This window comes from Pleurocapsa sp. FMAR1, from assembly GCF_963665995.1.
Classification (GTDB): domain Bacteria; phylum Cyanobacteriota; class Cyanobacteriia; order Cyanobacteriales; family Xenococcaceae; genus Waterburya.
In genome coordinates, this window is record NZ_OY762512.1 from 1924920 (window position 1) to 1949343 (window position 24424).

Sequence of the window (24424 nt, forward strand, 5' to 3'; positions counted from 1 at the left end):
TTGTCCACTCTACGCAAAAGCGATCGCTCTAAGTTTCCCCACATACAGTTAATAGTAAAACCATCTATAGTTCCCGCCATATTTTTGAACAATATCCTCTATCCAAGTTGGCGTGGATTTTCCTTTATGTTCATATAACTCAGCATAAGCAAGCATCATATTTGTCAGGCTGGGAAATAATACATTCATTTCGCAAGGATCTTCTTCATTTACGTAATCACTATAAGTCACAAGTACGGGAGAAGTTTCCTGTTGTTTCTTGCTTCCAACTATTGATAGCACAACATCTTCTCTGTAAGAAGTACAGAAAGGTAACAAACGTGGATTATCATTAATTAACATATCGCAATAACAACTCATTGCTTTCTGTAATGTCGCAAATCGAGCAGGATAATCGGGAAAATAAAAGTAATTATAAACAGAATTCCAGTCAGTATCATCAGATATCCCAATAGGTAAACAACCATTGCCCATCAAATATAAATCGTAAAATTCTTGAGGCAGTTGAAAACGATACGGTTCGACTATTTCTTTAATTTGTTTTATGCTCAAACGAGGCTGATAGCTGCCTAAATCTTTATTGACAAGCTCTAATTGTTTTGGTTCTAAATTTTTAGGAGTGGCATTTTTAAGTGATTTATAGGGGGGATGATAAGCAATCAAAGTTGCTGGTAAATTGTCATGATTGCTTTGCTTTTTGCTGTGTGCAATTCTCTTAATTGCCTCAACTATTTGGGACATTCTTTGTTTCTTTATTATTACTTTGTTCAATTTAGCTTAAGAAATGGGCGATCGCATTTATGTGAGAAAGAAACGTAATGCAATTTTCGAGTAAAATCCAAATTTGCATTTTTACTCTCAAAATGAGAGAATAGACAAAAGCACCAGTTTATTTAAATTTGCCAAAAATTATGGAAAGACTTAATGCACTTAATTTCAATTCGCAATCTTCGTTTTGATGCTGCAAAACATCCAGATGCGATCGCGCCTATTAATAATTGGTATGCAACAGCAAAAAAGTCACAGTGGACAAATCTAGAAGATGTCCGCAGAATTTATCGAGATGCCGAAGCAGTAGGAAATTTTACAGTATTTAACATTAAAGGTAATAAATATCGTTTGATTGTTGGTATTGATTACGAAAACCAAACTGTTTATCATAAATATTTTTTAACTCATTCAGAATACGATCAGGATAAATGGAAAAATGACTCTTACTTTTAATAAAACTGCCTACTCCAATCTTTTGAGTCAATATATACCTCAAGTAATTGAAACAGAAGAAGAATACGATCGCGCCTTAACAATAGCAGAAAAATTAACTTTTGCTAAAAATCGTACTTTAGAAGAAAAAGCCTTACACAAGTTAGTAGTAGCTTTGATTGAGGCTTACGAGACAGAAAACTATCCAATGAAAGAATCTACACCTCATGAAATTCTGCAACATTTAATGGAGTCTAGTAGTACCAAACAAGCTGACTTGGTAAGCGTAATTGGTTCTAGCGGAGTAGTGTCTGAGGTAGTGAATGGTAAACGGTCTATTAGCAAAGCACAAGCTAAAGCATTAGGAGATTATTTTAAAGTTTCATCAAATTTGTTTATTTGAGCAGCATTTTTCAGTGTATCTTCTACGGTTTTTTCTCTAACTAGAATAAAGCGATCGCTTTTATACAAGATCGGCTAAAGAAAAAATTTACTAAAGTCTGGTAATAAAAAGTTTATTAGCTTGCGCGTAGCGAAGCCATGTCGTAAACTTATCGCTTTTTCTCTTTAAACATAGAATCTATCTCAGGTAAGATATTTAATACCGCTATTCTATGCTTTACTGCTAGCTGTCGTAATGATGGTACAAATCTATCAACAGATAATCTAGTTTATATGTTGGAACAGGTAGCTAGGATTGAAGTGCAGTTGCTTAGTGTACATCGCCAACAGTTAATCTTAGCTAAATTGTAAGGTATTATAATTTAAGTTGTTAGATAATGTAATTACAGTTAAATTCAAAAGTCTCAATTATATTACTGTTCTTAGATAATATTCTTTAAGTATTTATTCTGGTCTAACGTAAGTTATTCTAAAACTAGTTTTTTGTCTCTACAAATAATAATCGTGTCAAAATGTAACCTATATTGCATTTTTACTTATCTTCTTGCTTAACTTCCTTAAATTCACTGGTTTAAATCCGCTTAAAGTAGGATGCTTTAGATAGCTCAAAGCAACAGCGCGCTTTTGTAAGTTTGCTGAAGCATTCTTAGGTTATGTCAATCGAATCATAGGTAAGGTTGTATTATCTTAACCTTTACTTCGACTGCTATAAATAAATTTATGTAATGCTAAATCAAATGCTAATGAAACCAAGCAACATACATATCATTTATCATATTTCAGAGTTAATTGATTCGACAATATGTTGTGCTTGAATGTAGTTTTTTATGCTCTTGCTTTTATTTACATACAAAGAATTTAAACTTTAAATCCTAAATAAAATATCTCGCTTATGTCTTTTTCAATGATCGGAACTCAGCGTTCGGGTTCTAATTTGCTGCGCCTAATGCTCAATCAGGTAGATAATGTCGCTGCTCCTCATCCTCCCGATATACTGCAACGAATGATGCCTCTAGTCCCTCGCTATGGAGATTTGAGCAATAAAGACTCTTTTTATATGCTGGTTGATGATGTGTGCCGTCTTGTAGAGTTAAATCCTGTAACCTGGGAGTGGGTAGTATTGGATAGAGCAAACGTGGCATCTCGTTGTCGAGAACATTCTTTGGTCGCAGTCTTCTTTGCAGTCTACGATATTTTGGCAGAAACCTGGGGGGCAAAACACTGGTGCTGTAAAAGTCTGGCTAATGTTTTTTACCTGCCAGAAATTTATGCCTATAGTCAAAATGCCAAGTTTATTTACCTGTATCGAGATGGTAGAGATGTTGCCCTATCTTTTCAAAAAGCGGTAGTTGGAGAAAAGCATATCTATCATATTGCTCAGGAATGGGCAAACGCTCAACGTCGAGCTTTACAGATGCGCAGCATTTTAGGTGAAGAGCATTTTTACAGTATTAGCTATGAGCAACTAGTTGCCAATCCTGAATCTAGTCTGGAAGGTTTGTGTGGATTTATGGGCGAAAAATACACCCCTGAAATGCTAAATTTCCATCAATCCAATGAAGCAACAAATGTTGCTGCTTCTAGCTCTTTATGGAAAAATGTTACCAAGCCCATCATGAAGGAAAATATTCAAAAATTTCTCCAACAGTCTACAGATGAGGAGATTATGATCTTTGAACTAGTAGCTGGGGATGTTTTAGATGCTCTTGGTTATGAGCGAGTTAAAATCGCTTCAGGTAACAAAGCAGCGTTTAGCGATATTGCCATCAAGCAGTTTGATGAAATAAATCAGCACCTCAAGCAGGAAAAAAGAAGGGAAATGAATCCAGAGGATCTCCAAAGACGCGATCGCCAAGCTAGTTTTTTAAAGGAAATTCAAGGTCGTAAATTAGTATCTGTCTAATTTATGTATGCAGTGGGCAGTAAAATATAAGCTCTATAAATATTCTTATATCTCACGGCCTGCGCTTATTGCCAAATATTTATAAGCTAATTTTAAAGCTGCTTGTAAGTTTAATCTCTAAAATGCCTAATCTTATCCAAAAGCATGATTGAAAAAGTAGATTTTGAATTCTCTAAATCTCCCCTAGATTTTTCTGCGGTATCCTTACCTTATTTATGTGAGAATTTTCTCAAAATTGGTAGTACAGCCTTTGGCGGCTTTATGGCTTTGGTTTGCGTCATCGAAAACATTATGGTGGACAAACAGCAACTTTTAACCCATGAAGATATGCTTGATGGAATATCTCTAGCCAGCGTTTTGCCAAGACCAGTAGCTCGCTAACGTGGTAGCTTATGTCGGCTATCGTCTGCGAGGCGGTATTGGTGCATTGATTGCAGCTACAGCCGTATTATTACCTTCTTTTATTTTAGTAGTAGCCTCAACTATATTCTATTTACAAGCAGGAGAAATACCTGCTGTTAATAAGGTGTTTGCTGGATTTATTCCTGCGGTAGTAGCAATTATTATCGGTGCTGCGACTCGCATGAGTAAAAAAGCAATTAAAGGCTGGCGTGAAGTAAGCATTGCTGCCGTTGCTGCTATTTTGCTGAAAACAATTGGTGGATTTTATATTACCCTAATTGTTATTTTGGGGGCGGGATTAGTTGGTTGGCTTTGCTATCAGGGCAAGGTAAGGAAAACTTTAGCTGCTAATCCTTTACCTCAACAATCTGAGCCTTTAAATATTAAAAGTATAGTTATTCCCCTGGGTATCTTGGCAGTAATTTTGCTATTTTCATTGCTAGCTTTACCTTTAGGGTCAGATAGCCTCGCCAAAATATTTGCTACTTTTGCGGGGATGAGCTTAATGCTCTTTGGAGGCGGTTATGTCTTTATTCCCATGATCCAAGAGGTAGTAGTTAACAACTATCACTGGGTCACTCAAAGTCAGTTCAGTAATGCGATCGTCATGGGGCAAATTACTCCTGGACCAATCTTAATTAGTGCAGCATTTATTGGCTATGTAGTCAAAGGAATTGTCGGCGCAGCCATAGCAACCGTAGCTATCTTTGCACCTCCTGCCTTGCTGATGGTAACTATGTCTCATCTATTAGATGTCAATCGATGTGGAAGTTTTAGCAAATCTTGCAAAAAGTATCTACACATGGATAGATAATCGAATCTACTTTGCAACTGGAAACGCTGGTTCATCACCTTTTCTGTTGCTATTTCACGACACCTTTAGTAGCAGTTCTACTGAATACGTGAAAGTCAAAGGAGATAAAAGCCCCTTCGACGGTGATTTAATCAATTAATTATATAAGTACGTAACATCAGTTATCAATCACTGCAATACATTCAATTTCAACCAATACATCTTTAGGTAAACGAGAAACTTCGACACAGGCACGGGCTGGGGCTGTATCTTCGGCAAAATATTGGGCATAAACTTGATTCATTAGGGCAAAATTGGCTAAATCAGTCAAGAAAACGCTAGTTTTAATCACATTATCCCAATTAGCGTCAGCCTCTGTAAGTATTGCCTCAATATTGCTCATTACCTGCTTGGTTTGGGCGGTAATGTCTCCTTCACCCACAATATTTCCTGACTGGGGATCTAAAGGTATTTGTCCAGCAACAAAGAGCATTTGCCCAGAAGCAGCGATCGCCTGATTATAAGGACCAACTGGGGCAGGAGCTTTGTTTGTGTTAATAACTTTCTTAGACATAAATAGTTAGATATAGGCTTCAAATTTATGGGCTGAGAACTAATCCGAGAATTAGTAGTAGTGAACTAGAAAGATAGAGATTTATGGCAATAAACTTACTATTGCTTACTTTCTGGGGGAAGCCATGATTTTGATTGACGTGACTTACTAGCTGATAGGCAAAAGGAAGACTGCCAAAGACGATCAGGCTTAAAAAAGGAAGTATGCCAGCGATTACTAAGATTGCTGTCAAAATGTAAATGCTAGCGGTAAGAGAAGCCAACACCTTTGCACCTTTAGCTGTTCCTAAACGGACAATAGGCGATCGCTTGCCAGCAGCCAAATCGTCTTCTACCTGATGAAAATGGGAACAAAATAAAATAATTGTGGTGCTAACCCCAACTATGGTCGATATTGCTAAGTTACTGGCTGAAAATATTTGAGTTTGGGCATAATATGCTGCCGATACTGCACCTGGACCAAAGGTTAAGAAACAAATTATTTCTCCTAAGCCGAGATAGCCCAGACGAAAAGGAGGGCCTTGATAGGTGTAGCCTAAAAAACAACAAAGCAGTACTAGCCCTAACACAGTCGAGTCCTGCTGCTGCCAAGAAATAGATAAAATACCTAATATGCCGAGAATCAGACAGAAATTCGCCACCCAGAAGATCAGAGATTTACTGCCTGTCAAATTGACTACCGAGTGGTCTTTATGGATATCAATACCAGTTTCTGAGTCAAAGACATCGTTACTTAGATTTAGCCAAGCAATAATCAAAATTGCCGAGCCTAGAAAAGTAAAAAATATCTGGGAATTAAACAGATGAGTTTGGGCAAAAGCTACTGCTGTACCGAGCGCAATCGGCACGATCGCCACACTGTACATTGGTGGTTTAATAGCAGCTAGCCATAACTTGGATTTTTGTTGAGTTATTTGCTTAGTAGTCATAAAAATGATGAAGCGGGCAAAAAATGCGATCGCTTCGCTCTGAAGACGACCTCTAATACACTATCAGGTATAGCTATAAGGTATTTATCGAGTTTCACGAAAGTTTATCTAAAACCTCATTTTTTTCGTTTTTGGTTGATCAAGCTTAAGCTACTCAAAGCTATATATTGCATTGATTTACTATGATTATTGCAGCTAGTAGCCTATAATAAATATCATAAATTTGCTTTTTTTTGTTAGTTATTTACTAATAGATAGCCAGCTTAATATTATTTGGTAATTTTGCTGCCGAAACTTTTTTGAGAATGACACAATTTAAAAACTCTATGCCTTTTTTAACTCAGTCTAATAATTTAGTTTTAGAAGATAATCATGCGGAATTTGAAAACTTTTGGTGCAATAACAAGTTAGATTTTGTAGTAAATAAAGATACAAAAATTCTCAGCTTTGCTTGTCAAATTCCTAACGTCGATCCTCTTGCTTGCTTACAAAGCTTTAGTCATACCAATACTCTACATTTTTATTGGGAGAATCGCAGTAAGCAAGAAGCAGTAGCAGCTTGGGGCATTGCTCGTCAAAATTATACGGGGTCTGAATCGCGATTTGACCTAGCACAGAGTTTTGTAAAAGAGTGTTTTGGGCAGGTGATTAGAGAAGGTGAAAATACTTTAAGTCTAGGCAAGCCAAGTGTATTTTGTAGCTTTACTTTTTTTGCTGATCCTAAAGAATCTGAACCATTTAAATCAGGTACATTATTTTTGCCTCGTTTTCAAATAGTTAAAAAGAATAAAAACTGCTGTTTGATTGTAAATTTTCCTCTCGCTAAAAAACAAGACAAAAGTAATTTTGTCAACCTTATTCAACAAAAGTTAAATAATATTAATTGGTCTGATGTCGGGCGATTAAATGTTGAGAAGGAAAACAATTTTTCATCTACTGAGCGAGATCAGTGTCAAGATCCTAACTATTTTAAGTCTGTAGTGGCATCTGCGTTAGATGCGATCGCCGTTGATGAGCTAAGTAAGATTGTCATTGCCCACACTACAGATATACGCTCACCTGTGCCTTTTCAGGTAATTAAATCTCTTAGCAATCTGCGTCAGCTTCATCCAGACTGCTATATATTTTCCACCAGCAATGGTTCGGGACAAAACTTTATTGGTGCTAGCCCAGAACGCTTGATTAGCGTCCAAAATAGACAGCTTGTCACCGATGCCCTAGCGGGTTCTGCTCCTAGAGGCGCAAACAGTACAGAAGACTTACATTTGGGTAATTTACTGCTCAAAAATAGAAAAGAAAAACGAGAGCATAAAGCCGTTAGCGATTTTATAATTGAGCGTTTACGGAGTATTGGCTTAAAACCTCAGCAATTACCGCTGCAACTGCTCAAATTATCTAATATTCAGCACCTCTGGACACCAATTTATGCTCATTTACCGCCAGATATTGAACCTTTAGAAATTGTGGCTCTGCTTCATCCAACTCCTGCTGTTGCTGGGGTATCTACAAAAGTTGCCTGTGAAAAAATTCGTCATTATGAAAAATTTGCTCGCTCCTTATATGCTGCTCCTTTAGGCTGGGTAGACTCAGAAGGAAATTGTGAATTTATTGTCGGTATTCGTTCGGCATTAATTGATGGCGATCGCGCTCGACTCTATGCGGGTGCTGGTATAGTTTCTGGCTCTAACCCCAGTAAAGAATTTGACGAGGTACAGTTAAAATTACAGTCGCTTTTGAAGGCTTTGGTTTAATTTTTAATTGCCCCACCGAGGGAAACAAAGGCGTATGGTTCGCCATATGTAGCCAGATTCGTACCGCATAGCGTGTTGAAATCTGGTAGTTCACTGGTCATTAATAATTGATAATTGATCATTGATAATTGATCATTGATAAATGATTGACTTTCGCAATGTAAACACACTATGGGCATCAATACTAGTAGAAACACTGTACCATTGTGGCTTGACCATGGCGGTAGTCTGTCCTGGTTCGCGCTCTACTCCTTTGACCATGGCATTTGCCAATCATCCAGGGATTGAAGCCATTCCCATTTTAGATGAGCGTTCAGCAGCTTTTTTTGCTTTGGCGAGAGCTAAGAAAACTGGTTTGCCGACGGCACTAGTCTGTACTTCTGGCACAGCAGGAGCAAATTTTTATCCTGCGGTAATTGAGGCAAAAGAAAGTTATGTACCTCTGATTGTTTTAACGGCAGATCGCCCACCTGAATCACGCCATTGTCATGCAGGGCAAACAATCGAGCAGACAAAGCTGTATGGTAATCTACCCCACTGGCAGTGTGAGCTTGCTCTGCCTGAAGCTAATTTAGCCATGTTGTGCTATTTGCGACAGAATATAGTCCAGGCTTGGGAAAAATCTCTTTTTCCTGCCCCTGGAATAGTACATCTTAATCTTCCTTTTCGCGAGCCTTTAGCCCCGATAGAACAACCAGAATTAGCTGAGTTTAAAAGTAAGTTTCCACTTCAAGACTTTTTTGAGGCAGTTGCTTGTCCTTTACCTATTAATGCTCAGATTTCTACTTTACCCTGGAATAATTGGCAAACTAAATCAGGAATTATAATTGCTGGTTTGGCTCAACCAAAAGATCCTCAAGCTTATTGTCAGGCGATCGCAACTTTAGCGCAACTATTGTCTTTTCCTGTCTTAGGCGAAGCATTATCTCCTATTAGAAACTACAGTTCTCTCAATCCTTATTTAATTTCTACCTATGATTCAATTTTGCGTCAGAATCAGGCAAGCAAAGAACTTATTCCTGAAGTAATTATTCAAATTGGCGAACTTCCCACCAGCAAACAGCTAAGAAACTGGCTAAATGATATTACTGTCGAACGCTGGATTATCGATACTCGGATTGAAAACTTCGATCCTCTCCACGGAAAAACAATTCATGTTCACAGTTCAATTGAGCAAATTGCCCATAATCTCAATTCTCAGCTAGAAAACCGCCCCTGCTCAAAATACTGCCATCAATGGTGTGAATTAGAAACCGCAACGAGAACTAATTTAGATAATCTTCTAAAATCTCTAGAGACAATGTATGAAGGTAAAGCTGCCTGGTTGCTTTCTCGTAGTTTACCCGCCACTACACCGATTTTCTTTGCTAACAGTATGTCAATACGTTATGCGGAATATTTTTGGCAACCAAATGATAATCACCTTGTTCCTTATTTTAGTCGTGGGGCAAATGGAATTGATGGCACCCTTTCTACTGCTTTAGGAATTGCCTATCAAGATACAGGGGTATTGTTAACAGGAGATTTAGCTTTACTACATGATACTAATGGCTTTTTGCTGCATGAAAAATTTCAAGGGCATTTAACTATTGTGCTGATCAATAATAACGGTGGCGGAATTTTTGAAACGTTACCGATCGCCAATTTCGCCTTATTTGAAGAATATTTTGCTACGCCTCAGTCAGTTGACTTTGCTCAACTGTGCGCTGCCTATGATGTCGAACATAAATATGTAAATGATTGGCAACATTTACAAGAGTTACTTGAAAATTTGCCGACAACAGGAATTAGAGTTTTAGAAGTTATTTGCGATCGCGTCCAGGACGCTGCTTGGCTCAAGAACAATCTGTCTTAACCTCTTGATTAGTCTAAACTTCAGTAATTAATAAATTCTTGTATTGTTTGCCAAACTTGCTCAACTAAATTAGAACTACCACTATCAAACCAATGGATGTTTTTGTTTTTTCTAAACCAAGTGCGCTGGCGTTTGGCAAATTGACGGGTGTGAGTAACAGTTAGAGCGATCGCCTGTTCTAAATTAATTTCAGCAGCTAAATATTGTTTGATTTCGCTATAGCCCAAGGTATTTAACAAAGGTAGATTCTTACCGTATTTATGGCAGAGATAGTCTACCTCTTGGACTAATCCCATCTCGATCATTTGCTTAGTGCGGATGGCGATTCTCTTGTCTAAAGCTGCCACATCGCCGTCTAAGCCAATCTGTAAAATAGGATAATTAGGTGGATTTTCGCCTTGTTGGGCGGTAATAGGAACACCCGTAACATAAAAGACTTCTAAGGCTCTTAAGGTTCTAAATTGGTCGTTAAGATGAATTTTTCTGGCTGCTTCAGGGTCAACTTGAGCTAACCAGCCGTGAATTTGTGCTTGTCCCAGAGAAGACAATTGCGATCGCAATTCTGGCTGTGGTGATACTCTGGGAATCTTTAAGCCTTTAGTAATTGCATCTAAATATAATCCCGTACCACCCACCAATAAAGGCAAAGAATGATTGCTAGTCTTAATCAATTCTTGAGTTTGCTGCTGATATTCTGCTAGAGTCAATGTCTCGGTTGGCTCACAAATATCAATTTGGTAATGGGGAACTGATTTTTGTTCGGCTAACGATGGTTTGGCTGTGCCAATATCAAACTCGCGGTATATCTGCCGAGAATCTGCGCTAATGATCGCTGTGTTTAAACGTTGAGCAATTTCTAAAGCTAAACCAGATTTACCGCTGGCAGTCACACCACAAATAACAATTAGCATATATGCCATTACGTTTTTAGATTATGACAGCCCTTTTGAATTGTGATTCGCCTCTAGGATTCATAACGTATCACATCAATAAATATTGTAGGTCATGAATGTTAACCAAAATGTTTCATTGCTAAAGGCTGTAGTTTGTATTTAAGAGAATCAATTTCTTTAAGTTCTAAACCTCTTTGAAACACTTGATCGATGGGTAGCATTTGCCCCTCAATGGTCATGAACTTGTGATCTTTGGTAGCACGTATACTTAAGCCATTATCCAAAGTATATTCAAAAACTTCTTGTATACCGCGATCGTGCCACTGCGCTACAGGCTGAGTATAAACTAAACCATTCTTATCTACGGTATAAACGCTACATTCGATTTTTGACTCAACTATTTTGCCAATGGGTAACGCCCCATATTCGACGGTATGTATTTCTGTGTCGTAGCTGAGGCAATACTCGGCAAATAATACCATCTGATCGAATAGTTCGTTTGCTACCTCTTTCCTAACACCATTTTTGGCCGAACCATCAATAAACTTCTCTCGATGCTTCTCCATTTCTGCTAGCTTTTTTTTACCCATGCAGCGACGAAGTAAATCAGCTTCACCTAAAGAATAACCTGCCAATTCCTGAGCAATTTTCATAATTTGCTCTTGATAGACAATTACTCCATAGGTTTCTTTGAGGATGGATTCCAATAGAGGATGCTGATAACTAACCTGTTCTTTGCCATGTTTGCGATTAATAAAAATCGGAATTAATCCTGCGTCTAGAGGTCCTGGACGATAGAGAGCAGAGATAGAAGAAAGATCTTCAATTCCCGAGGGTTTTAAGTCTTTGGTAATCTGTTTCATGCCGTCAGATTCGAGTTGAAAAATGCCCTCTAAATTGCCAGCGCGGAAGAGTTTATGAGTCTTTTGAATATCGTCAGGCAGCTTTTTATGCGTACCCTTAGCGATGATTTCTAATGCCTTGCGTTCATCTAGAGGTATTTGATCTAAATCTAAAGTAACACCCTGGGTTTTCTGAACTAGACTGGCTGCTCGCTGAATGGTAGTTAGATTCTTCAAGCCTAAAAAATCCATTTTCAACAGACCCATAGCCTCAACATCTTCCATGTAATATTGAGTAATTACTGAGCCATCATTATTTTTTTGTAGAGGTACGATTTCATCTAAAGGTTGGGAAGAAATAACTACTCCCGCAGCATGAACCCCAAAAGTTTTATTTGTACCTTCAATCCGAATTGCCATATCAACCCAGTTACGAACTGCAACCGAACCGATTTCCTCTTTATTATCGTCATAAATGGGTACGTTTTCGTTTTCATAAGCCTGTTTAAAAGCGGGTTCGGGAGTGCCTGCTGAGATCATTACCTTAAGCTTAGTCGGCTTCCCTCGCACTACAGGAATCATCTTAGCAATACGGTTTTGTTCGCCAAAGTCGATTCCTAATACCCTGCCAACATCTTTTAATACCGCCTTGGAAGTCATGCGGTTAAAGGTGATAATTTGGGCAACATTTGCCTCACCATACTTCTCGGTAACGTATTTAATCATATCGCTACGGCGATCGGGACAGAAATCTGTATCTACATCAGGCATAGACTTCCGTTCGGGATTGAGAAAACGCTCAAACAGTAAACCGTGATGAATTGGGTCGATATTAGTAATTTTGAGGCAATATGCCACTAATGACCCCGCAGCACTACCCCTTCCTGGTCCAACGGGAATATCATTATCTCTAGCGTATTTAATATAGTCCCAAACTACCAGAAAGTAAGTAGAAAAGCCTTTTGACTGCATGACCTTAAGTTCTACCTCAAGCCTTTGCATATATTCAGCAGGAACTTCATGATGGTTGCGACACTTGAGCCTTTCCAATAAACCCTGACGAGTAACTTCTTCTAAATAGCTATCAGCTGTATGTCCTGCGGGAACGGGATAATCGGGAATACGGGGTTCGCCTAAAATGTTGTAAGGTTGGACTTTATCGGCTACCTCTACGGTAGTTGCGATCGCTTCTTCAATCACATCATCTTCTAAATGATCGCGAAACAGCAGCCTCATTTCCTCGGCAGACTTAAGATACTCCGTACCGCTATAGCGCAGTCGTTTGTCATCGGTAATGCGCTTTTGGGTCAGAATACACAATAGGGCATCGTGTGCCTCTACGTCATAGCAGGAAATAAAATGAGAATCATTCGTAGCAATGATTTGAATGCCCAATTTACGAGCAATATTGACAATTGCCACATTCACCATCCGATCTTCTGGTGAACCATGATCCTGTATCTCTAGGTAATAATCATCGCCAAATAAATCCTGATACCATTTAGCTACCTTTTCTGCATGGACAAGATCGCCTTTTAAAATTGCCTGGGGAACTTCTCCCCCTAAGCAAGCACTAGTAACAATTAAGCCTTCGTGATATTTCTCTAATAGTTCTTTATTAATACAGGGACGGGCAAAAATACCGCTCCCCTGAGAGCCTTTGAGATGGGAAATAGTGGTTAGCTTAACTAAGTTTTTATATCCCTGGGTGTTTTTTGCCAACACCACCTGATGATATTTGCGATGGCGTTTTTTCTTTTCGGTAATGTTGACTTCTATATCACCATTGATTACATACATCTCATTGCCAATTATTGGCTTGATGCCTTTGTGGCGACAGACTTTGATCAGTTCTATCGCCCCATACATTACCCCATGATCCGTTAGGGCGATCGCTGGCATATCTAATTCTAAAGCGCGATCGATTAGCTGAGGAATCTGAGATGCACCATCTAGCAAGCTATAGTCGCTATGAATATGTAAGCCAACAAAAGACATAAGTAATAAATTATCAATAATCAATTACCAATTATCAATGATTTTATTGGTGTCGTGGGGAAATTGGGTATAAATATTTATGATTTGAGCGTAGGGCGAGCGCTTCTAAATAATAAATACTTGCCATTTTTAATTTTTAGATGTGGCAAGCAAAAATAGCTAATATTTTTGCGGATATACTTATAGGAAAACCACTTTTTACTTACTTTAGCAGAAGGTGCTTTTCTATAAAATGACTGAACTATTAAAACAAGCGATCGCCAAGCTCGAAAACCTGTCTGATAACGAACAGGATAATATTGCTGCAATTATTCTCGAAGAACTTGAAGACGAGCAAAAACGAAAAAATACTTACTCGTCAGACAATCTTGCCGACTTGATTCAAGAAAGGTTTGCTCAACTTGGCGGAATAGACAATTTACTTATTGCTTCTCGCGAGGCAATGCGCGAACCTCCCGAATTTGAGTGATGATTATTCTCGATACCAACGTTTTATCAGAATTAATGAAATCACAGCCCGATCTCTCTGTTGTTAGCTGGATCAAAAAACATAAACCAACAAACTTATTTATTACTACTTTAACTCAAGCAGAAATTCTCTATGGTTTAGAAATTCTCCCAATAGGTAAACGCCGTAACGATTTAAAAGCAGCAGCTATATCTATGTTCGAGCTAGATTTTTCTGGGCGAATTTTGCCTTTTGATCCTGATGCAGCGGAATTATTTGCAACTATTGCTGCCAAAAGAAGAAAAATTGGACTTCCTATTTCTCAAATTGATGCTCAAATTGCCGCGATTGCACTTTCTCATCGTGCAACTCTGGCAACGCGGAATGTTAGAGATTTTGAGGAATGCAATCTCAATATAGTTAATCCTTGGGAATGAAAATATCAGTCTTTTAGGATATCGCTGGCATATCTAATTCTAAAGCGCGATCGATTAGCTGAGGAATTTGAGATGCACCATCTAGCAAACTATAGTCGCTATGAATATGTAAGCCAACAAAAGACATAAGTAATTAATTATCAATAATCAATTACCAATTATCAATGATTTTATTGGTGTCGTGGGGAAATTGGGCATAAATATTTATGATTTAAGGAATAGGGCGATCTCCTCTAATATAAAATGTGTTTGCTTATCAAACTTCATATGAGAATAATCAATGGTAGATAGTATAAAGAAAGAATTGTCGATCCAAACTATATTTACTTTATTTTTGATGGAAAATACTTTAAAATTGGTCATTCAAAAAATCCCAAACGAAGAGTGTATAATTTGCAGGTTGGCTGTTCGGAAAAAAATCTTTTTTTAGGTGCATTAATACGTCTTCCCAATAAGCATTACGCATTTATTTTAGAAAAAGAATTACATAATATCTTAAAAAACCATGAAAATGTTCATGTAAAGGGAGAATGGTATGACCTTCTTAATAATGAAGGCAATCAAGAATACGATCTATTATCATCTTGTTTTAAATATTGTACTTTTCGAGTTACAGATGGCCTATATTTATGTATTGATGAAGTATTTTTAAAATATTATGATGATGAAAAAAGATTACTCGATCTTATAGACGTATGCCTTGAATGAGTTTTTGTTAAAGCTAATTGAGATAATTAAAGCAAAACAAGTCATAATGCAAAGCATAATCGCTTGGGTAAATATGCTGTGAAGTTGCACTAAACATAATTCTCTATCTTTCAGATGCAGCAAACAATAATATCCAAAATCTTTACAAATATACTAATAGAAAAACTATTCGTTATCTTGCCAAAGGAGAGTCTATAAAATGACTAAACTATTAGAACAGGCGATCGCTTTAATTTAAGAAGATACCGCAAATTTTCTTACTTCTGGTAACGTTTCTCCTTCTTTTAAAGCGGATTCGATTAATAACTCCAATACCTCTTCCGCATATTTGAGTGCTTCTGCATAGATTTCGCCGTGAGTATGACAAAATTCGCCCTATTCTGGAAGACTAGCTATAAAATAGTTATTTTCGTTACTCCATTGAATAATAACGGTATAGTTTGAATTTTTCATAAGCTATTATTTTGTGTCTTTTAATTTTTAACATTACAGAGAAGTAAAGGCGATCGCTTTATACACAATTCATTGCTTTTCTAGTATCGCGATCGCTCTTAAAATTAAGCTAACAGAATTGTAAACTTTAAGTCTCTAGAGGTTATTATCCCGAACCAAACTATCTTTGCGTTTGGAACTAATATTAGCTGTTTAAACATCATTGTTGATAAACGACCGCCACAGAAGTTTGGGAGAAAAAAAGGCTCTTGGCGATTTAAGTGAATGCGCTATTTCCATAAAAGAAACATATACTTCGGGATCGTAAGTTGCTCGTTCTTGTAATCTTTGTATATATGGCTGAAGTAAGCCATCAACAAAGGTTGGCTCGATTCTTCCTTTTGTCTTTAAAAAACGAGAATCTTGTGCGGTAGCTAGATTCCAATGTAAGGAATTACTTTTGGCTAATTTTTTCTGAAAAGAAGTAGAAGATAACTTTCTTGGTAAAAAGGATTTCTGTGCTTTACTCAACCATTTTTGCAAGACTAACGCAGCCAAGGCACTTACCGTCATTCCCTGACCGTAAACTGGACAAAGAGAACAAACGGCATCACCAAGCACGATAAATCCTGAAGGAAGGTCGAGCTTTTCATAATGTCGTAATCTATTAGTAGTTGCTCGGTAGGCATGAATAGACGATATAGGTTCGGCTTGAGCGATCGCTTGGTAGAAGCTCGGATCGCGCAGACTACGAGCAAAATCCAAAAACCCTCTATCGTCAATGGGAGGAAAGTCTGTTTCATAACCGCCCAATGTAGCAATCCATTCTCCCCCTTCTATCCTGGCTAAATATCCCAATCTAGTTTGTTCTGGAGGAGAATGATTAATCAACATAACCTTCCAAGGAGCTTGAAAGCCGTTTGGCTCTCGGTAGCGACGAGTTGCATATCCAAGATGGGGATTGACTACAGTTTCTGGTGGCGCAGTTATGCCCATATCTTCTAGCCATTGGGGTGCTTTAGAGCTACGACCGCTGCAATCTACGACAAGCTGGGCAGTTAAGTTTTTCTCATCTTGACTGCTTGATGAGCTAGTTATTATTCCTTTAACCTGATGCTTCTGTCGGTTGTAAATCAGCCCAGTAACGCGATGTTCTTCCCAGAACTTTATTCGAGCCTGTTTTTTTAGTTGGTGAGCGATCGCCCATTCCAGTAAAGGACGACTGCAAGTTATGGAGATTAGGTCGGAAGGTTCATCCGTGTGAGCCATCCATCCTGCTTCGCCATAGCTATAAAATTCCCGTCCCCAATCAATAGTCAAAGCACCTCTTTGAAGTAATTCGGCACGGAAACTCTCGCCCAACAATTCTAATAAGATTCTGTAACCTTTGGTAAGTAAAATATGTGGCTGCGCCGATTGTGGTACTCCTTTGCGTGAGTTGGGTTCTGTCGGCAAGCGATCTCTTTCGACAACGATTACTTCGGCGAAATAATCGGCAAGTACTCTAGCAGTAAGCAATCCAGCAATACTACCACCAATGACGATCGCTCTATCCCCGATATTATGAGTCCGATTTATCATATAAGGTTTGCTATTTGAAACTACTGTTTTGCTTATAGCAGTTTTGGGAATTTAAGATTGAGTAAAAGTTTTCAATTGGTCAGTTAAATTTGAGTTGCAGCAAGTTTCTCAACTATTTCAGGCATCTAGATTGTCTTCGATATAGATTTTATACAGTCTAAGATACCGCTCAATTACAGCATATATACAATAAAAACTTAGTTACTAGTTACCAGCTATCATACTAAACTTGTTGGAGAAAATGATCGATAATCGAACTGAAGTTCGGATTATTTTTTGAGCTAACTTATGTCGGCAAACAAAATTGAGCAATTATTTTTTCTTCAGCCTGAATTATCTCATAAATATTCTCGTTTCTGGTTAGCAATCGCCATTTTCTTCTCTCTTATTTATAGCTTGATGGCATTGCAACAGGCTTTTAGCAGTCCCTACGTTGTGCAGGATGATGCCAGACAGCACGTATTTTGGATGCGTCGCTTTCTAGATCCAGAGTTATTTCCTAATGATTTGATTGCTGATTATTTTCAATCTGTTGCACCTTTAGGCTATAAACTAATCTATGCCATACCAGCAGCTTTTGAGATCGATCCTTTAGTTACCAGCAAAATACTACCCAGCATCTTAGGCGTAATAACTACATATTATTGTTTTGCGCTAACTATGGAATTGTTACCAATTCCTTTTACAGGATTTGTAGCTGCTCTTTTGCTCAATCAAAATTTATGGATGCAGGATGGTTTAATTTCTGGTACGCCTAAAGCTTTTGCTATTCCTTTATTATTGGCTTTTTTATATTATTATTTACGGCAATCTTTATCAGGAACAAGTCTTACAATTTTACTTTTAGGATTGTTTTATCCTTCTTTTGTATTTATCTGTTCGGGATTATTAATTATCAAATTATGGCAGCTTAAGGCTAATATTCTACGCTATAAACCACGGCTATCAAAAGGTTTTTTATTTTGTTTTATAGGTTTATTAGTAGCTTTTCTGGTGCTACTTCCCTATGTTATTTCTACTTCCGAATTTGCGCCCACAATTACCGTATCACAGGCTCGTAGTCTGACTGATTTTGCTCCTAATGGACGTTCGGCTTTTTTCAACGATCGCCATCCTTTTGACTTTTGGATTGGTGGCAGTCGTAGCGGTTTAAGGCTTTCTTCTGCCTTAATTCCTCCCTTGACTTATTTCGCGGTTTTATTACCATTTATTTTAAAATTTAAGCAAACTTTTCCTTTGGGGCAAAAAGTCACTGCCAAGCTCAGAATCTTAACTGATTTGATCTTAGTTTCTTTAGTAATGTTTGGCATTGCCCACTTACTATTATTTAAACTACATTTACCCAGTCGCTATACTCAAAATTCCTTGAGAATAGTTATTGCGATCGCAGCAAGTATTAGCCTGACAATTATTACTCATTTTTTATTTAAAGTAGTTTTTAAGCGTCTAGTTAAAACTTCTTTTTATCAAAGATTATTAGCTAATCTAATCCTTTTCTTTTTAGGTATGTTGTTAGTCATTTATCCTCACCTAACTAACAACTTTGTTTGGACGCAATATGTGCAGGGGAATGCAGTTGAGCTATACGAATTTTTGCAGCAGCAACCAAAGGATATCATGGTTGCTTCTCTCGCCTCTGAAGCGGACAATTTACCTACCTTTGCTCAACGTTCAATTTTGGTTAGTCAAGAATACGCTATCCCCTATCATGCAGGCTACTATTTTCCCTTTCGGCAAAAGGTTATCGATTTAATTAATGCTAGCTACAGTAACGATATTGCAGTAGTTAAACAGTTTATCCGCCAATACAAAATTGATTTTTGGCTACTCGAAGCAAATAGTTTTACGCCAGAGTATATTACTAGCAATTCTTGGCTGGAACAACACCAACCCGCTGCTCAAAATGCGATCGCCTTTTTAAAACAAGGCAACATACCCGCATTGCAAGTTTATCAAGATAGCTGTTCGGTTCTCAAAACCCAGCAATTTAAGTTGATTTCTACTCGATGTATTTTGTCTGCAATTTGATTAAATAATATCATCATCTCAATATTTGTTTTGCTTGGAATAAAGGCAATGCTAATGAGGTAAAAATTGTCGATTATCATTAACCAGTAAACACTTATCAACAGTATATTCAGATTTTAGCAACTTACAAATATAGAACTACCGATACAAAATAGAAGGTATTTCATCATGAGCAATGAATTGTTACACAATCCAAAAGTTGGTGAAATTCTCAAAGAAGAATTTTTAGAAGAAATTAAAATAAGTCAAAATGCTTTAGCAAAAGCGATAAACGTACCATCTAATCGGATTCATGCAATTATAAATGGAACACGCGGAGTTACAGCAGATACAGATTTAAGATTATGTCGCTTTTTTGGATTATCAGAAGGATATTTTTTACGGCTACAAAATGCTTATGAGCTTATGGAAGCGAAACGTAAACTAGGAGAAGTTTTGACAGAGATTAAACCTTTCGTTTCCTAGATTCTCTGGTTTTCTGGCGATCGCAATTTAATCTAAGAATATTAAGAGAAGATATTAAGTACGAAATCACAGTCACTGAAATATGTATCTACTATGCTTTGATTAATCGACAATAGCTAGCATAGGATATGAATGACATTGCTCAATATTATGCGGTTCTAAGTATAGATTCTGCTGCATCTCCAGAAACAGTCAAAAAGGCTTATCGTAACTTAGCAAAAATTTGGCATCCAGATCGATATGTTCACGATTCCAGACTAAAAGCTCAGGCTGAAATAGAAATCAAAAAAATCAATCAAGCTTATACGGCAATTAAATCTTATTGGGAACTTGAACATAATACTTTAGAGCAAATTCCTGGTAATTCTCAATCACAAGTATCCATCAAGAAAAATACTCCTGATTTTTATTATTGTCAGGGAGTCGATTATGCTGCACAACAAAATTATAACGATGCTTTAATTAGCTTTGCTCAGGCGATTAGATTAGATGCAAACTATATAGAAGCCTATCAGTATCGTGGCTTTATTTTATCTAAACTAGGTTATGAATATCGAGCAGCAGCAGAATTTGAGATGGCTAATCAGATTAAGGCAAAGAATAAAACTAGACCATCTTCTCCCAATACTTCTAAACCTCAAGCAAATGCTTCTCACCAAAAGATTGTTAAGACTCAGGTTATGAAATGCTACAAGTCGATTTTAGTAGCGAATCAACCTATTACATCTGTAGCTATCAGTTCAGATAATAAGACTTTTGCCAGTATCGATAACGATCGAGAAATTAAACTGTGGGAAATAAATACAGGTCAGAAAATTGCTACTCTTCGGGGTCATACTGATCTTATCAAGTCTTTATTTATTGATAGCAGAGGTACAACTTTAATTAGCGGTAGTAAAGATAAAACAATTAGATTTTGGGATTTGAAGACGAAAAAAATAATTAAAACTTTTGGGGGATATTTTGATGGTCATTCTGAGGCTGTACTAGCTTTAGCTTTAAGTCCAGATAATAAAACTTTATTAAGCTATGGCGCAGATAATACCATTAAAACTTGGGATATAAATCGCGCCAAGGTAAATCAAAGCATTTCTCTTTCTGCTAATTTAACCTGTTTGCAGATTAGCCCAAACTGTCAATTATTTTGCGCTGGTAGTTCAGAACTACAGTTAAGAATTAGACAGATCGAAAATGGACAGGTAATTCGTTCGATCAACAACAATTCTGGTGTTCTTTGTATGGCTTTTAGTCCTGATAGTAATATTTTGGCTACAGGAGGAATTGATCGACTGATTAGGCTTTGGGACATTAATACAGGCAAAATAGTTCATACTCTTGCTGGACATTCAGATCGAATATCTAGCCTAGCTTTTAGCTTTAACGGGAAAACTTTAGTGAGTGGTGGCTGGAATCAAACAATCAAAGTTTGGCAGCTAAAAACAGGCGAAGAAATTAGTAGCATCAAAGCTCACTCTAGCAAAATTCAAACTCTGGCGATCGCATCTAACCATCAAACTTTAGTGAGTGGTGGAGATGATGGCAAAATTGAGATTTGGCGATGTTTTTTTAACAGTTAAATTAATAACTGTTCACTAACTTAATGGAGCCGAGCAGAGTCGAACTGCTGTCCAGACCAACTATTTACTTGCTCATTCATTCACAGGTTTAGCTCTTCTGACCCTTAGAGCGGGGATCATCAATTGTCCCTGATGGTAGGATTCTTTGATAAAGTCTTTTCCTATGGGTCTACCAAAGAAAACCGATAGGAGCATCCGTTGGGGTTTTGTCTCTAATCCTTAACGGAGTCAAACTAGAGACGAGCAAATCTAAAAGAGATTTTTAGATTTAGGCAGCTACTGCCTGACGCTCAAATTTTACGATGTTGTTTGCATCTATATTTATTTTGAGTCTGTATTTACGAGAGGATACTCACTCTCGACCTGAATCACGAGTCAGCTTTTGCTAACCTGTCGAAACCTTTACGGCCCCGTGTATGAATACCAACTGATAATAATCTAGTTAGCTTCTTCTAGTATTGTAGCTAACTTTTTGTTATTTGGGCTACAAAAAGTTAGGCTCAAACGTTACAAAACATTGATTAGTGCTAGTAACAATATTATTGAGATCGAGATTCGTTTTACACTAGTTAAAGTACTGACTGACATAATAAAAATATAAGTTAGTAAAGTTTTGCTGTTTTAAATTGCCAACTTAGTATAAAAACTCCTATGTTTCCCATCAATCGCCCTCGTCGTCTGCGATCGTCAACTCAACTGCGTCGTATGGTGCAAGAAACTCTAGTTACCGCCAACGATTTAATTTATCCTTTATTTGCTGTACCTGGAACATCTGTAGCAAATGAGGTTGTTTCTATGCCTGGGGTATATCAGCTTTCCGTTGATAAAATCGTTGAAGAGGCAAAAGAAGTTTACGATTTAGGTATACCTGCGGTAATTTTGTTTGGTATCCCCGAAGATAAAGATATCGATGCCACTGGTGCATGGCACGACTGCGGTATTGTCCAAAAAGCTGCTACTGCAATCAAAGAAGCTGTTCCCGATCTTTTGGTTATTGCTGATACTTGTCTTTGTGAATATACGTCCCATGGACACTGTGGATATTTGAAGACAGGAGATTTGACAGGTAGAGTACTCAACGATCCGACTCTAGAATTACTGAAGAAAACAGCAGTTTCCCAGGCAAATGCTGGGGCAGATATTATTGCTCCTTCTGGCATGATGGATGGTTTTGTCAAGGCAATTAGAGAAGGTTTAGACGAAGCTGGTTTTCAGAATACGCCGATACTTTCTTATGCAGCTAAATACGCTTCTGCTTATTATGGCCCATTTCGTGATGCTGCTGATTCTGCGCCCAGTTTTGGCGATCGCCGTACTTATCAAATGGATCCTGCCAACGGCACAGAAGCCCTCAAAGAGATTGAATTAGATATCGCTGAAGGTGCAGATATGCTAATGGTTAAGCCCGCCTTGTCATACATGGATATTATTTGGCGCGTTAAAGAAGCAACTAACTTACCTGTAGCTGCCTATAATGTTTCTGGGGAATACTCAATGATCAAAGCAGCAGCTTTAAATGGCTGGATTGATGAGAAAAAAGTTGCCTTGGAAACTCTGACTAGCTTTAAACGTGCTGGTGCAGATCTAATTCTGACTTATCACGCTAAAGATGCGGTGCGCTGGTTGAATGAATAAACCTCTTTGTTTCCCAACTTTTTGGTTTACTAAGGCTTCCGCCTTGGAAGGCAGAAGTGGTAGGGCAGAGGGCAGAAGGTTTAGACTGTCCTTCACCCTTAAGTATAAATAATTACCTCAATGCCCCCTAAATCCGATTTCCCCCAAGTTTGGGGGGCGAGGGGGGCAAAATCAAGAAATCAAATGTAAAAAAATAACTTTTCAGGTGTCCTCTAACAATTCTATTTGTAGAGCAGAAATAATAATAAGTATTTGCGTGTTTATAGTGTTAACTTTGTCGCTTTTTTGGGAACTATAGTTTTAACAATAATTAATTTAATCGATATTATTAATTGTTTTTTGCTTGTCAAAGTAGAAAAAAACAACAATGTCCTCAAAAAAGTATGAATCAGGTCAGCTAAGTTCTATTCTTGACTCTTTATTTAAACAAAAAACTAGTGGGTTTTTAAGCTTAGAAACTCAAGTTGACTCTTGGCAAAATCAAAGATCCTGCATCTTGATATTGCGGCAAGGAGCATTGGTTTATGGAGACATAAATATTTCGCAGATTCCTAACAATAAACAACTGTGCAAAATGTTGGGTGAGGAATTAAATCCTGGTTTGATCAATGCTGCCTTGTCTGTAGCCAGTGAAAAAACTGGCAATTTTACGTCTATTAAAGAGTCAGTAAAACTATTGTGTAGAATGAGAGTCTTTACTTGGCAAGAGGTAGAAACTTTTATTGCTAATAAAGTCATTTTAATTTTGGAAAGATCTTTACCTTACCCTGGGATAGCTCAGTGGCAACAAAGCAGAGATTTCGACCTTGATTACGATGAAGATAACCATGGCTTAAATTGGTCTGAGATTAAAGAACAATTAGTTCAGCGTCAGCAGAAATGGGAAAGTTATGTTGCCCATATTCCTGACATGAATGCTATTCCTGTGGTTACTGCCCAACAGAAACAGATTGACAATTCTCAAATCATAGAACATTTAAAAAATTCAGTTGATGGCAAATCAACTTTGATTGATATTGCCGACAAGATGACCAAAGATCCGTTAATTGTAGCTAAAAATTACTTTAATTGGGCTAACAATGGCTGGGTGAAATTTGTTCAAACTCCGATGGCAATTGCAGCCAATCAAACGGCAAGCAAATCACAACCATCTACTTCCGCTGTTGACGATCGATCTCAGGATAGAGAAAATTTACCAATAGTTTTGTCTGTTGACGACAGCCCAATTATTCAGACCACAATCAAACGAGCTTTACAAGGTCAATACAATGTTTTACTTGCAGATAAAGCAATTGACGCTTTGGTAATTCTAAATCAACAGCCAGTCAAGCTGATGTTATTAGATTTAACCATGCCTGATATTGACGGACTACAGTTTTGCAAGACTGTTCGACAAATTCCTGAGTTCAAAGATCTACCAATCATTATGGTGACAGCGCGAGATGGTTTATTAAACAAGGCAAAGGGACATATCGCTGGCACAAATAAGTATCTGACTAAGCCGTTTGAGCCAGATGAGCTTAGAGAAGTTGTTCGTCAATACATTAATAACTGAAGGTGAAGAAAAAA

At 37.6% G+C, this 24424-nt stretch carries 21 protein-coding genes, 1 other RNA gene and 2 pseudogenes; 15 read left to right on the forward strand and 9 right to left on the reverse strand.

Annotated features, from left to right (window positions below; all coding sequences use genetic code 11):
• Positions 1-48 precede the first annotated feature (48 nt).
• The gene (locus SLP02_RS09370) at positions 49-771 is read right to left on the reverse strand and encodes a hypothetical protein (protein WP_319420392.1); all 723 of its coding nucleotides are present in this window, start codon (positions 769-771) and stop codon (positions 49-51) included.
• Between the two features lie 153 nt (positions 772-924).
• Between SLP02_RS09370 and SLP02_RS09375 the strand changes: the two genes are divergently transcribed.
• From SLP02_RS09375 to SLP02_RS09395, 5 genes are all read left to right on the forward strand, one after another.
• Positions 925-1224, forward strand: a complete 300-nt coding sequence (locus tag SLP02_RS09375) for a type II toxin-antitoxin system HigB family toxin (protein ID WP_319420393.1) — start codon at positions 925-927, stop codon at positions 1222-1224.
• Positions 1208-1606 (forward strand): helix-turn-helix domain-containing protein, encoded by a 399-nt coding sequence (locus SLP02_RS09380; protein ID WP_319420394.1) that lies wholly within the window; start codon positions 1208-1210, stop codon positions 1604-1606. Before SLP02_RS09375 ends, SLP02_RS09380 begins: the two co-directional genes overlap by 17 nt.
• 891 nt (positions 1607-2497) lie before the next feature.
• Positions 2498-3508, forward strand: coding sequence for a sulfotransferase family protein (locus tag SLP02_RS09385; RefSeq protein ID WP_319420395.1), 1011 nt, complete (start codon positions 2498-2500; stop codon positions 3506-3508).
• A 144-nt stretch (positions 3509-3652) separates the two neighbouring features.
• Positions 3653-3889: a chromate transporter gene (locus SLP02_RS09390; protein WP_319420396.1), complete on the forward strand. Its 237-nt coding sequence runs from the start codon at positions 3653-3655 to the stop codon at positions 3887-3889.
• 1 nt (position 3890) lies between these two features.
• Positions 3891-4724 carry a chromate transporter gene (locus tag SLP02_RS09395; protein ID WP_319420397.1) on the forward strand — a complete coding sequence of 278 codons (834 nt, stop codon included), beginning with the start codon at positions 3891-3893 and terminating at the stop codon, positions 4722-4724.
• Positions 4725-4881: 157 nt separating this feature from the next.
• Here the strand turns inward: SLP02_RS09395 and SLP02_RS09400 are convergent, their stop codons facing one another.
• On the reverse strand, positions 4882-5277 hold the full coding sequence (locus SLP02_RS09400; protein WP_319420398.1) for a RidA family protein: 396 nt from the start codon (positions 5275-5277) through the stop codon (positions 4882-4884).
• Positions 5278-5302: 25 nt separating this feature from the next.
• A complete protein-coding gene (gene menA, locus SLP02_RS09405; RefSeq protein WP_319420399.1) occupies positions 5303-6205 on the reverse strand; it encodes a 2-carboxy-1,4-naphthoquinone phytyltransferase in 903 nt (300 codons plus the stop codon).
• 305 nt (positions 6206-6510) lie between these two features.
• Here menA and SLP02_RS09410 point away from each other — a divergent pair, with 305 nt between their 5' ends.
• Together SLP02_RS09410 and menD are read left to right on the forward strand one after the other, a co-directional pair.
• A complete protein-coding gene (locus SLP02_RS09410; RefSeq protein ID WP_319420400.1) occupies positions 6511-7956 on the forward strand; it encodes an isochorismate synthase in 1446 nt (481 codons plus the stop codon).
• Between the two features lie 142 nt (positions 7957-8098).
• Positions 8099-9811 (forward strand): 2-succinyl-5-enolpyruvyl-6-hydroxy-3-cyclohexene-1-carboxylic-acid synthase, encoded by a 1713-nt coding sequence (gene menD / locus SLP02_RS09415; RefSeq protein WP_319420401.1) that lies wholly within the window; start codon positions 8099-8101, stop codon positions 9809-9811.
• A 20-nt stretch (positions 9812-9831) separates the two neighbouring features.
• Here the strand turns inward: menD and miaA are convergent, their stop codons facing one another.
• Entirely contained in the window at positions 9832-10722 is an 891-nt protein-coding gene (miaA, locus tag SLP02_RS09420) for a tRNA (adenosine(37)-N6)-dimethylallyltransferase MiaA (RefSeq protein ID WP_413467354.1), read from the reverse strand.
• A 101-nt stretch (positions 10723-10823) separates the two neighbouring features.
• Positions 10824-13544 (reverse strand): DNA polymerase III subunit alpha, encoded by a 2721-nt coding sequence (locus SLP02_RS09425; protein WP_319420403.1) that lies wholly within the window; start codon positions 13542-13544, stop codon positions 10824-10826.
• 232 nt (positions 13545-13776) lie between these two features.
• On the opposite strand from SLP02_RS09425, the gene SLP02_RS09430 reads away from it, so the two are divergent.
• Positions 13777-14013 carry a hypothetical protein gene (locus SLP02_RS09430; protein WP_319420404.1) on the forward strand — a complete coding sequence of 79 codons (237 nt, stop codon included), beginning with the start codon at positions 13777-13779 and terminating at the stop codon, positions 14011-14013.
• Positions 14013-14429, forward strand: a complete 417-nt coding sequence (locus SLP02_RS09435; RefSeq protein ID WP_319420405.1) for a type II toxin-antitoxin system VapC family toxin — start codon at positions 14013-14015, stop codon at positions 14427-14429. The genes SLP02_RS09430 and SLP02_RS09435 overlap by 1 nt, the downstream gene beginning before the upstream one ends.
• Positions 14430-14445: 16 nt before the next feature.
• On the opposite strand, the pseudogene SLP02_RS09440 reads toward SLP02_RS09435, so the two are convergent.
• Positions 14446-14556: pseudogene (locus SLP02_RS09440) on the reverse strand (PHP domain-containing protein); the annotation flags it as partial.
• A gap of 203 nt (positions 14557-14759) precedes the next feature.
• Here SLP02_RS09440 and SLP02_RS09445 point away from each other — a divergent pair.
• On the forward strand, positions 14760-15137 hold the full coding sequence (locus tag SLP02_RS09445) for a GIY-YIG nuclease family protein (RefSeq protein ID WP_319423666.1): 378 nt from the start codon (positions 14760-14762) through the stop codon (positions 15135-15137).
• A 234-nt stretch (positions 15138-15371) separates the two neighbouring features.
• Here SLP02_RS09445 and SLP02_RS26590 read toward each other — a convergent pair.
• Together SLP02_RS26590 and SLP02_RS09450 are read right to left on the reverse strand one after the other, a co-directional pair.
• Positions 15372-15590 (reverse strand): annotated as a pseudogene (locus tag SLP02_RS26590) (type II toxin-antitoxin system HicB family antitoxin).
• Between the two features lie 192 nt (positions 15591-15782).
• Positions 15783-17150, reverse strand: a complete 1368-nt coding sequence (locus SLP02_RS09450; protein ID WP_319420407.1) for an NAD(P)/FAD-dependent oxidoreductase — start codon at positions 17148-17150, stop codon at positions 15783-15785.
• Between the two features lie 288 nt (positions 17151-17438).
• Here SLP02_RS09450 and SLP02_RS09455 point away from each other — a divergent pair, with 288 nt between their 5' ends.
• From SLP02_RS09455 to SLP02_RS09465, 3 genes are all read left to right on the forward strand, one after another.
• The gene (locus SLP02_RS09455) at positions 17439-19178 is read left to right on the forward strand and encodes a hypothetical protein (protein ID WP_319420408.1); all 1740 of its coding nucleotides are present in this window, start codon (positions 17439-17441) and stop codon (positions 19176-19178) included.
• 168 nt (positions 19179-19346) lie between these two features.
• Positions 19347-19643 carry a HigA family addiction module antitoxin gene (locus SLP02_RS09460; protein ID WP_319420409.1) on the forward strand — a complete coding sequence of 99 codons (297 nt, stop codon included), beginning with the start codon at positions 19347-19349 and terminating at the stop codon, positions 19641-19643.
• A gap of 128 nt (positions 19644-19771) precedes the next feature.
• Entirely contained in the window at positions 19772-21220 is a 1449-nt protein-coding gene (locus SLP02_RS09465) for a WD40 domain-containing protein (RefSeq protein WP_319420410.1), read from the forward strand.
• Positions 21221-21241: 21 nt separating this feature from the next.
• On the opposite strand, the gene ssrA is transcribed toward SLP02_RS09465, so the two are convergent.
• Positions 21242-21632, reverse strand: a transfer-messenger RNA (tmRNA) gene (gene ssrA / locus SLP02_RS09470).
• A 239-nt stretch (positions 21633-21871) separates the two neighbouring features.
• On the opposite strand from ssrA, the gene hemB reads away from it, so the two are divergent.
• Both hemB and SLP02_RS09480 read left to right on the forward strand, forming a co-directional pair.
• Complete coding sequence (gene hemB, locus SLP02_RS09475) at positions 21872-22855, forward strand: porphobilinogen synthase (protein WP_319420411.1); 984 nt, start codon at positions 21872-21874, stop codon at positions 22853-22855.
• Positions 22856-23222: 367 nt separating this feature from the next.
• Positions 23223-24410, forward strand: coding sequence for a response regulator (locus SLP02_RS09480; protein WP_319420412.1), 1188 nt, complete (start codon positions 23223-23225; stop codon positions 24408-24410).
• Positions 24411-24424: the final 14 nt, after the last annotated feature.

Bases quoted from the DNA above. Each gene is read 5' to 3' on its own strand.
- SLP02_RS09375 (WP_319420393.1), top strand. From the start codon at position 925: ATGCACTTAATTTCAATTCGCAATCTTCGTTTTGATGCTGCAAAACAT.
- SLP02_RS09380 (WP_319420394.1), top strand. From the start codon at position 1,208: ATGACTCTTACTTTTAATAAAACTGCCTACTCCAATCTTTTGAGTCAA.
- SLP02_RS09385 (WP_319420395.1), top strand. From the start codon at position 2,498: ATGTCTTTTTCAATGATCGGAACTCAGCGTTCGGGTTCTAATTTGCTG.
- SLP02_RS09390 (WP_319420396.1), top strand. From the start codon at position 3,653: ATGATTGAAAAAGTAGATTTTGAATTCTCTAAATCTCCCCTAGATTTT.
- SLP02_RS09400 (WP_319420398.1), bottom strand. From the start codon at position 5,277: ATGTCTAAGAAAGTTATTAACACAAACAAAGCTCCTGCCCCAGTTGGT.
- menA (WP_319420399.1), bottom strand. From the start codon at position 6,205: ATGACTACTAAGCAAATAACTCAACAAAAATCCAAGTTATGGCTAGCT.
- SLP02_RS09410 (WP_319420400.1), top strand. From the start codon at position 6,511: ATGACACAATTTAAAAACTCTATGCCTTTTTTAACTCAGTCTAATAAT.
- menD (WP_319420401.1), top strand. From the start codon at position 8,099: ATGATTGACTTTCGCAATGTAAACACACTATGGGCATCAATACTAGTA.
- miaA (WP_413467354.1), bottom strand. From the start codon at position 10,722: ATGCTAATTGTTATTTGTGGTGTGACTGCCAGCGGTAAATCTGGTTTA.
- SLP02_RS09425 (WP_319420403.1), bottom strand. From the start codon at position 13,544: ATGTCTTTTGTTGGCTTACATATTCATAGCGACTATAGCTTGCTAGAT.
- SLP02_RS09430 (WP_319420404.1), top strand. From the start codon at position 13,777: ATGACTGAACTATTAAAACAAGCGATCGCCAAGCTCGAAAACCTGTCT.
- SLP02_RS09435 (WP_319420405.1), top strand. From the start codon at position 14,013: ATGATTATTCTCGATACCAACGTTTTATCAGAATTAATGAAATCACAG.
- SLP02_RS09450 (WP_319420407.1), bottom strand. From the start codon at position 17,150: ATGATAAATCGGACTCATAATATCGGGGATAGAGCGATCGTCATTGGT.
- SLP02_RS09455 (WP_319420408.1), top strand. From the start codon at position 17,439: ATGTCGGCAAACAAAATTGAGCAATTATTTTTTCTTCAGCCTGAATTA.
- SLP02_RS09460 (WP_319420409.1), top strand. From the start codon at position 19,347: ATGAGCAATGAATTGTTACACAATCCAAAAGTTGGTGAAATTCTCAAA.
- SLP02_RS09465 (WP_319420410.1), top strand. From the start codon at position 19,772: ATGAATGACATTGCTCAATATTATGCGGTTCTAAGTATAGATTCTGCT.
- hemB (WP_319420411.1), top strand. From the start codon at position 21,872: ATGTTTCCCATCAATCGCCCTCGTCGTCTGCGATCGTCAACTCAACTG.
- SLP02_RS09480 (WP_319420412.1), top strand. From the start codon at position 23,223: ATGTCCTCAAAAAAGTATGAATCAGGTCAGCTAAGTTCTATTCTTGAC.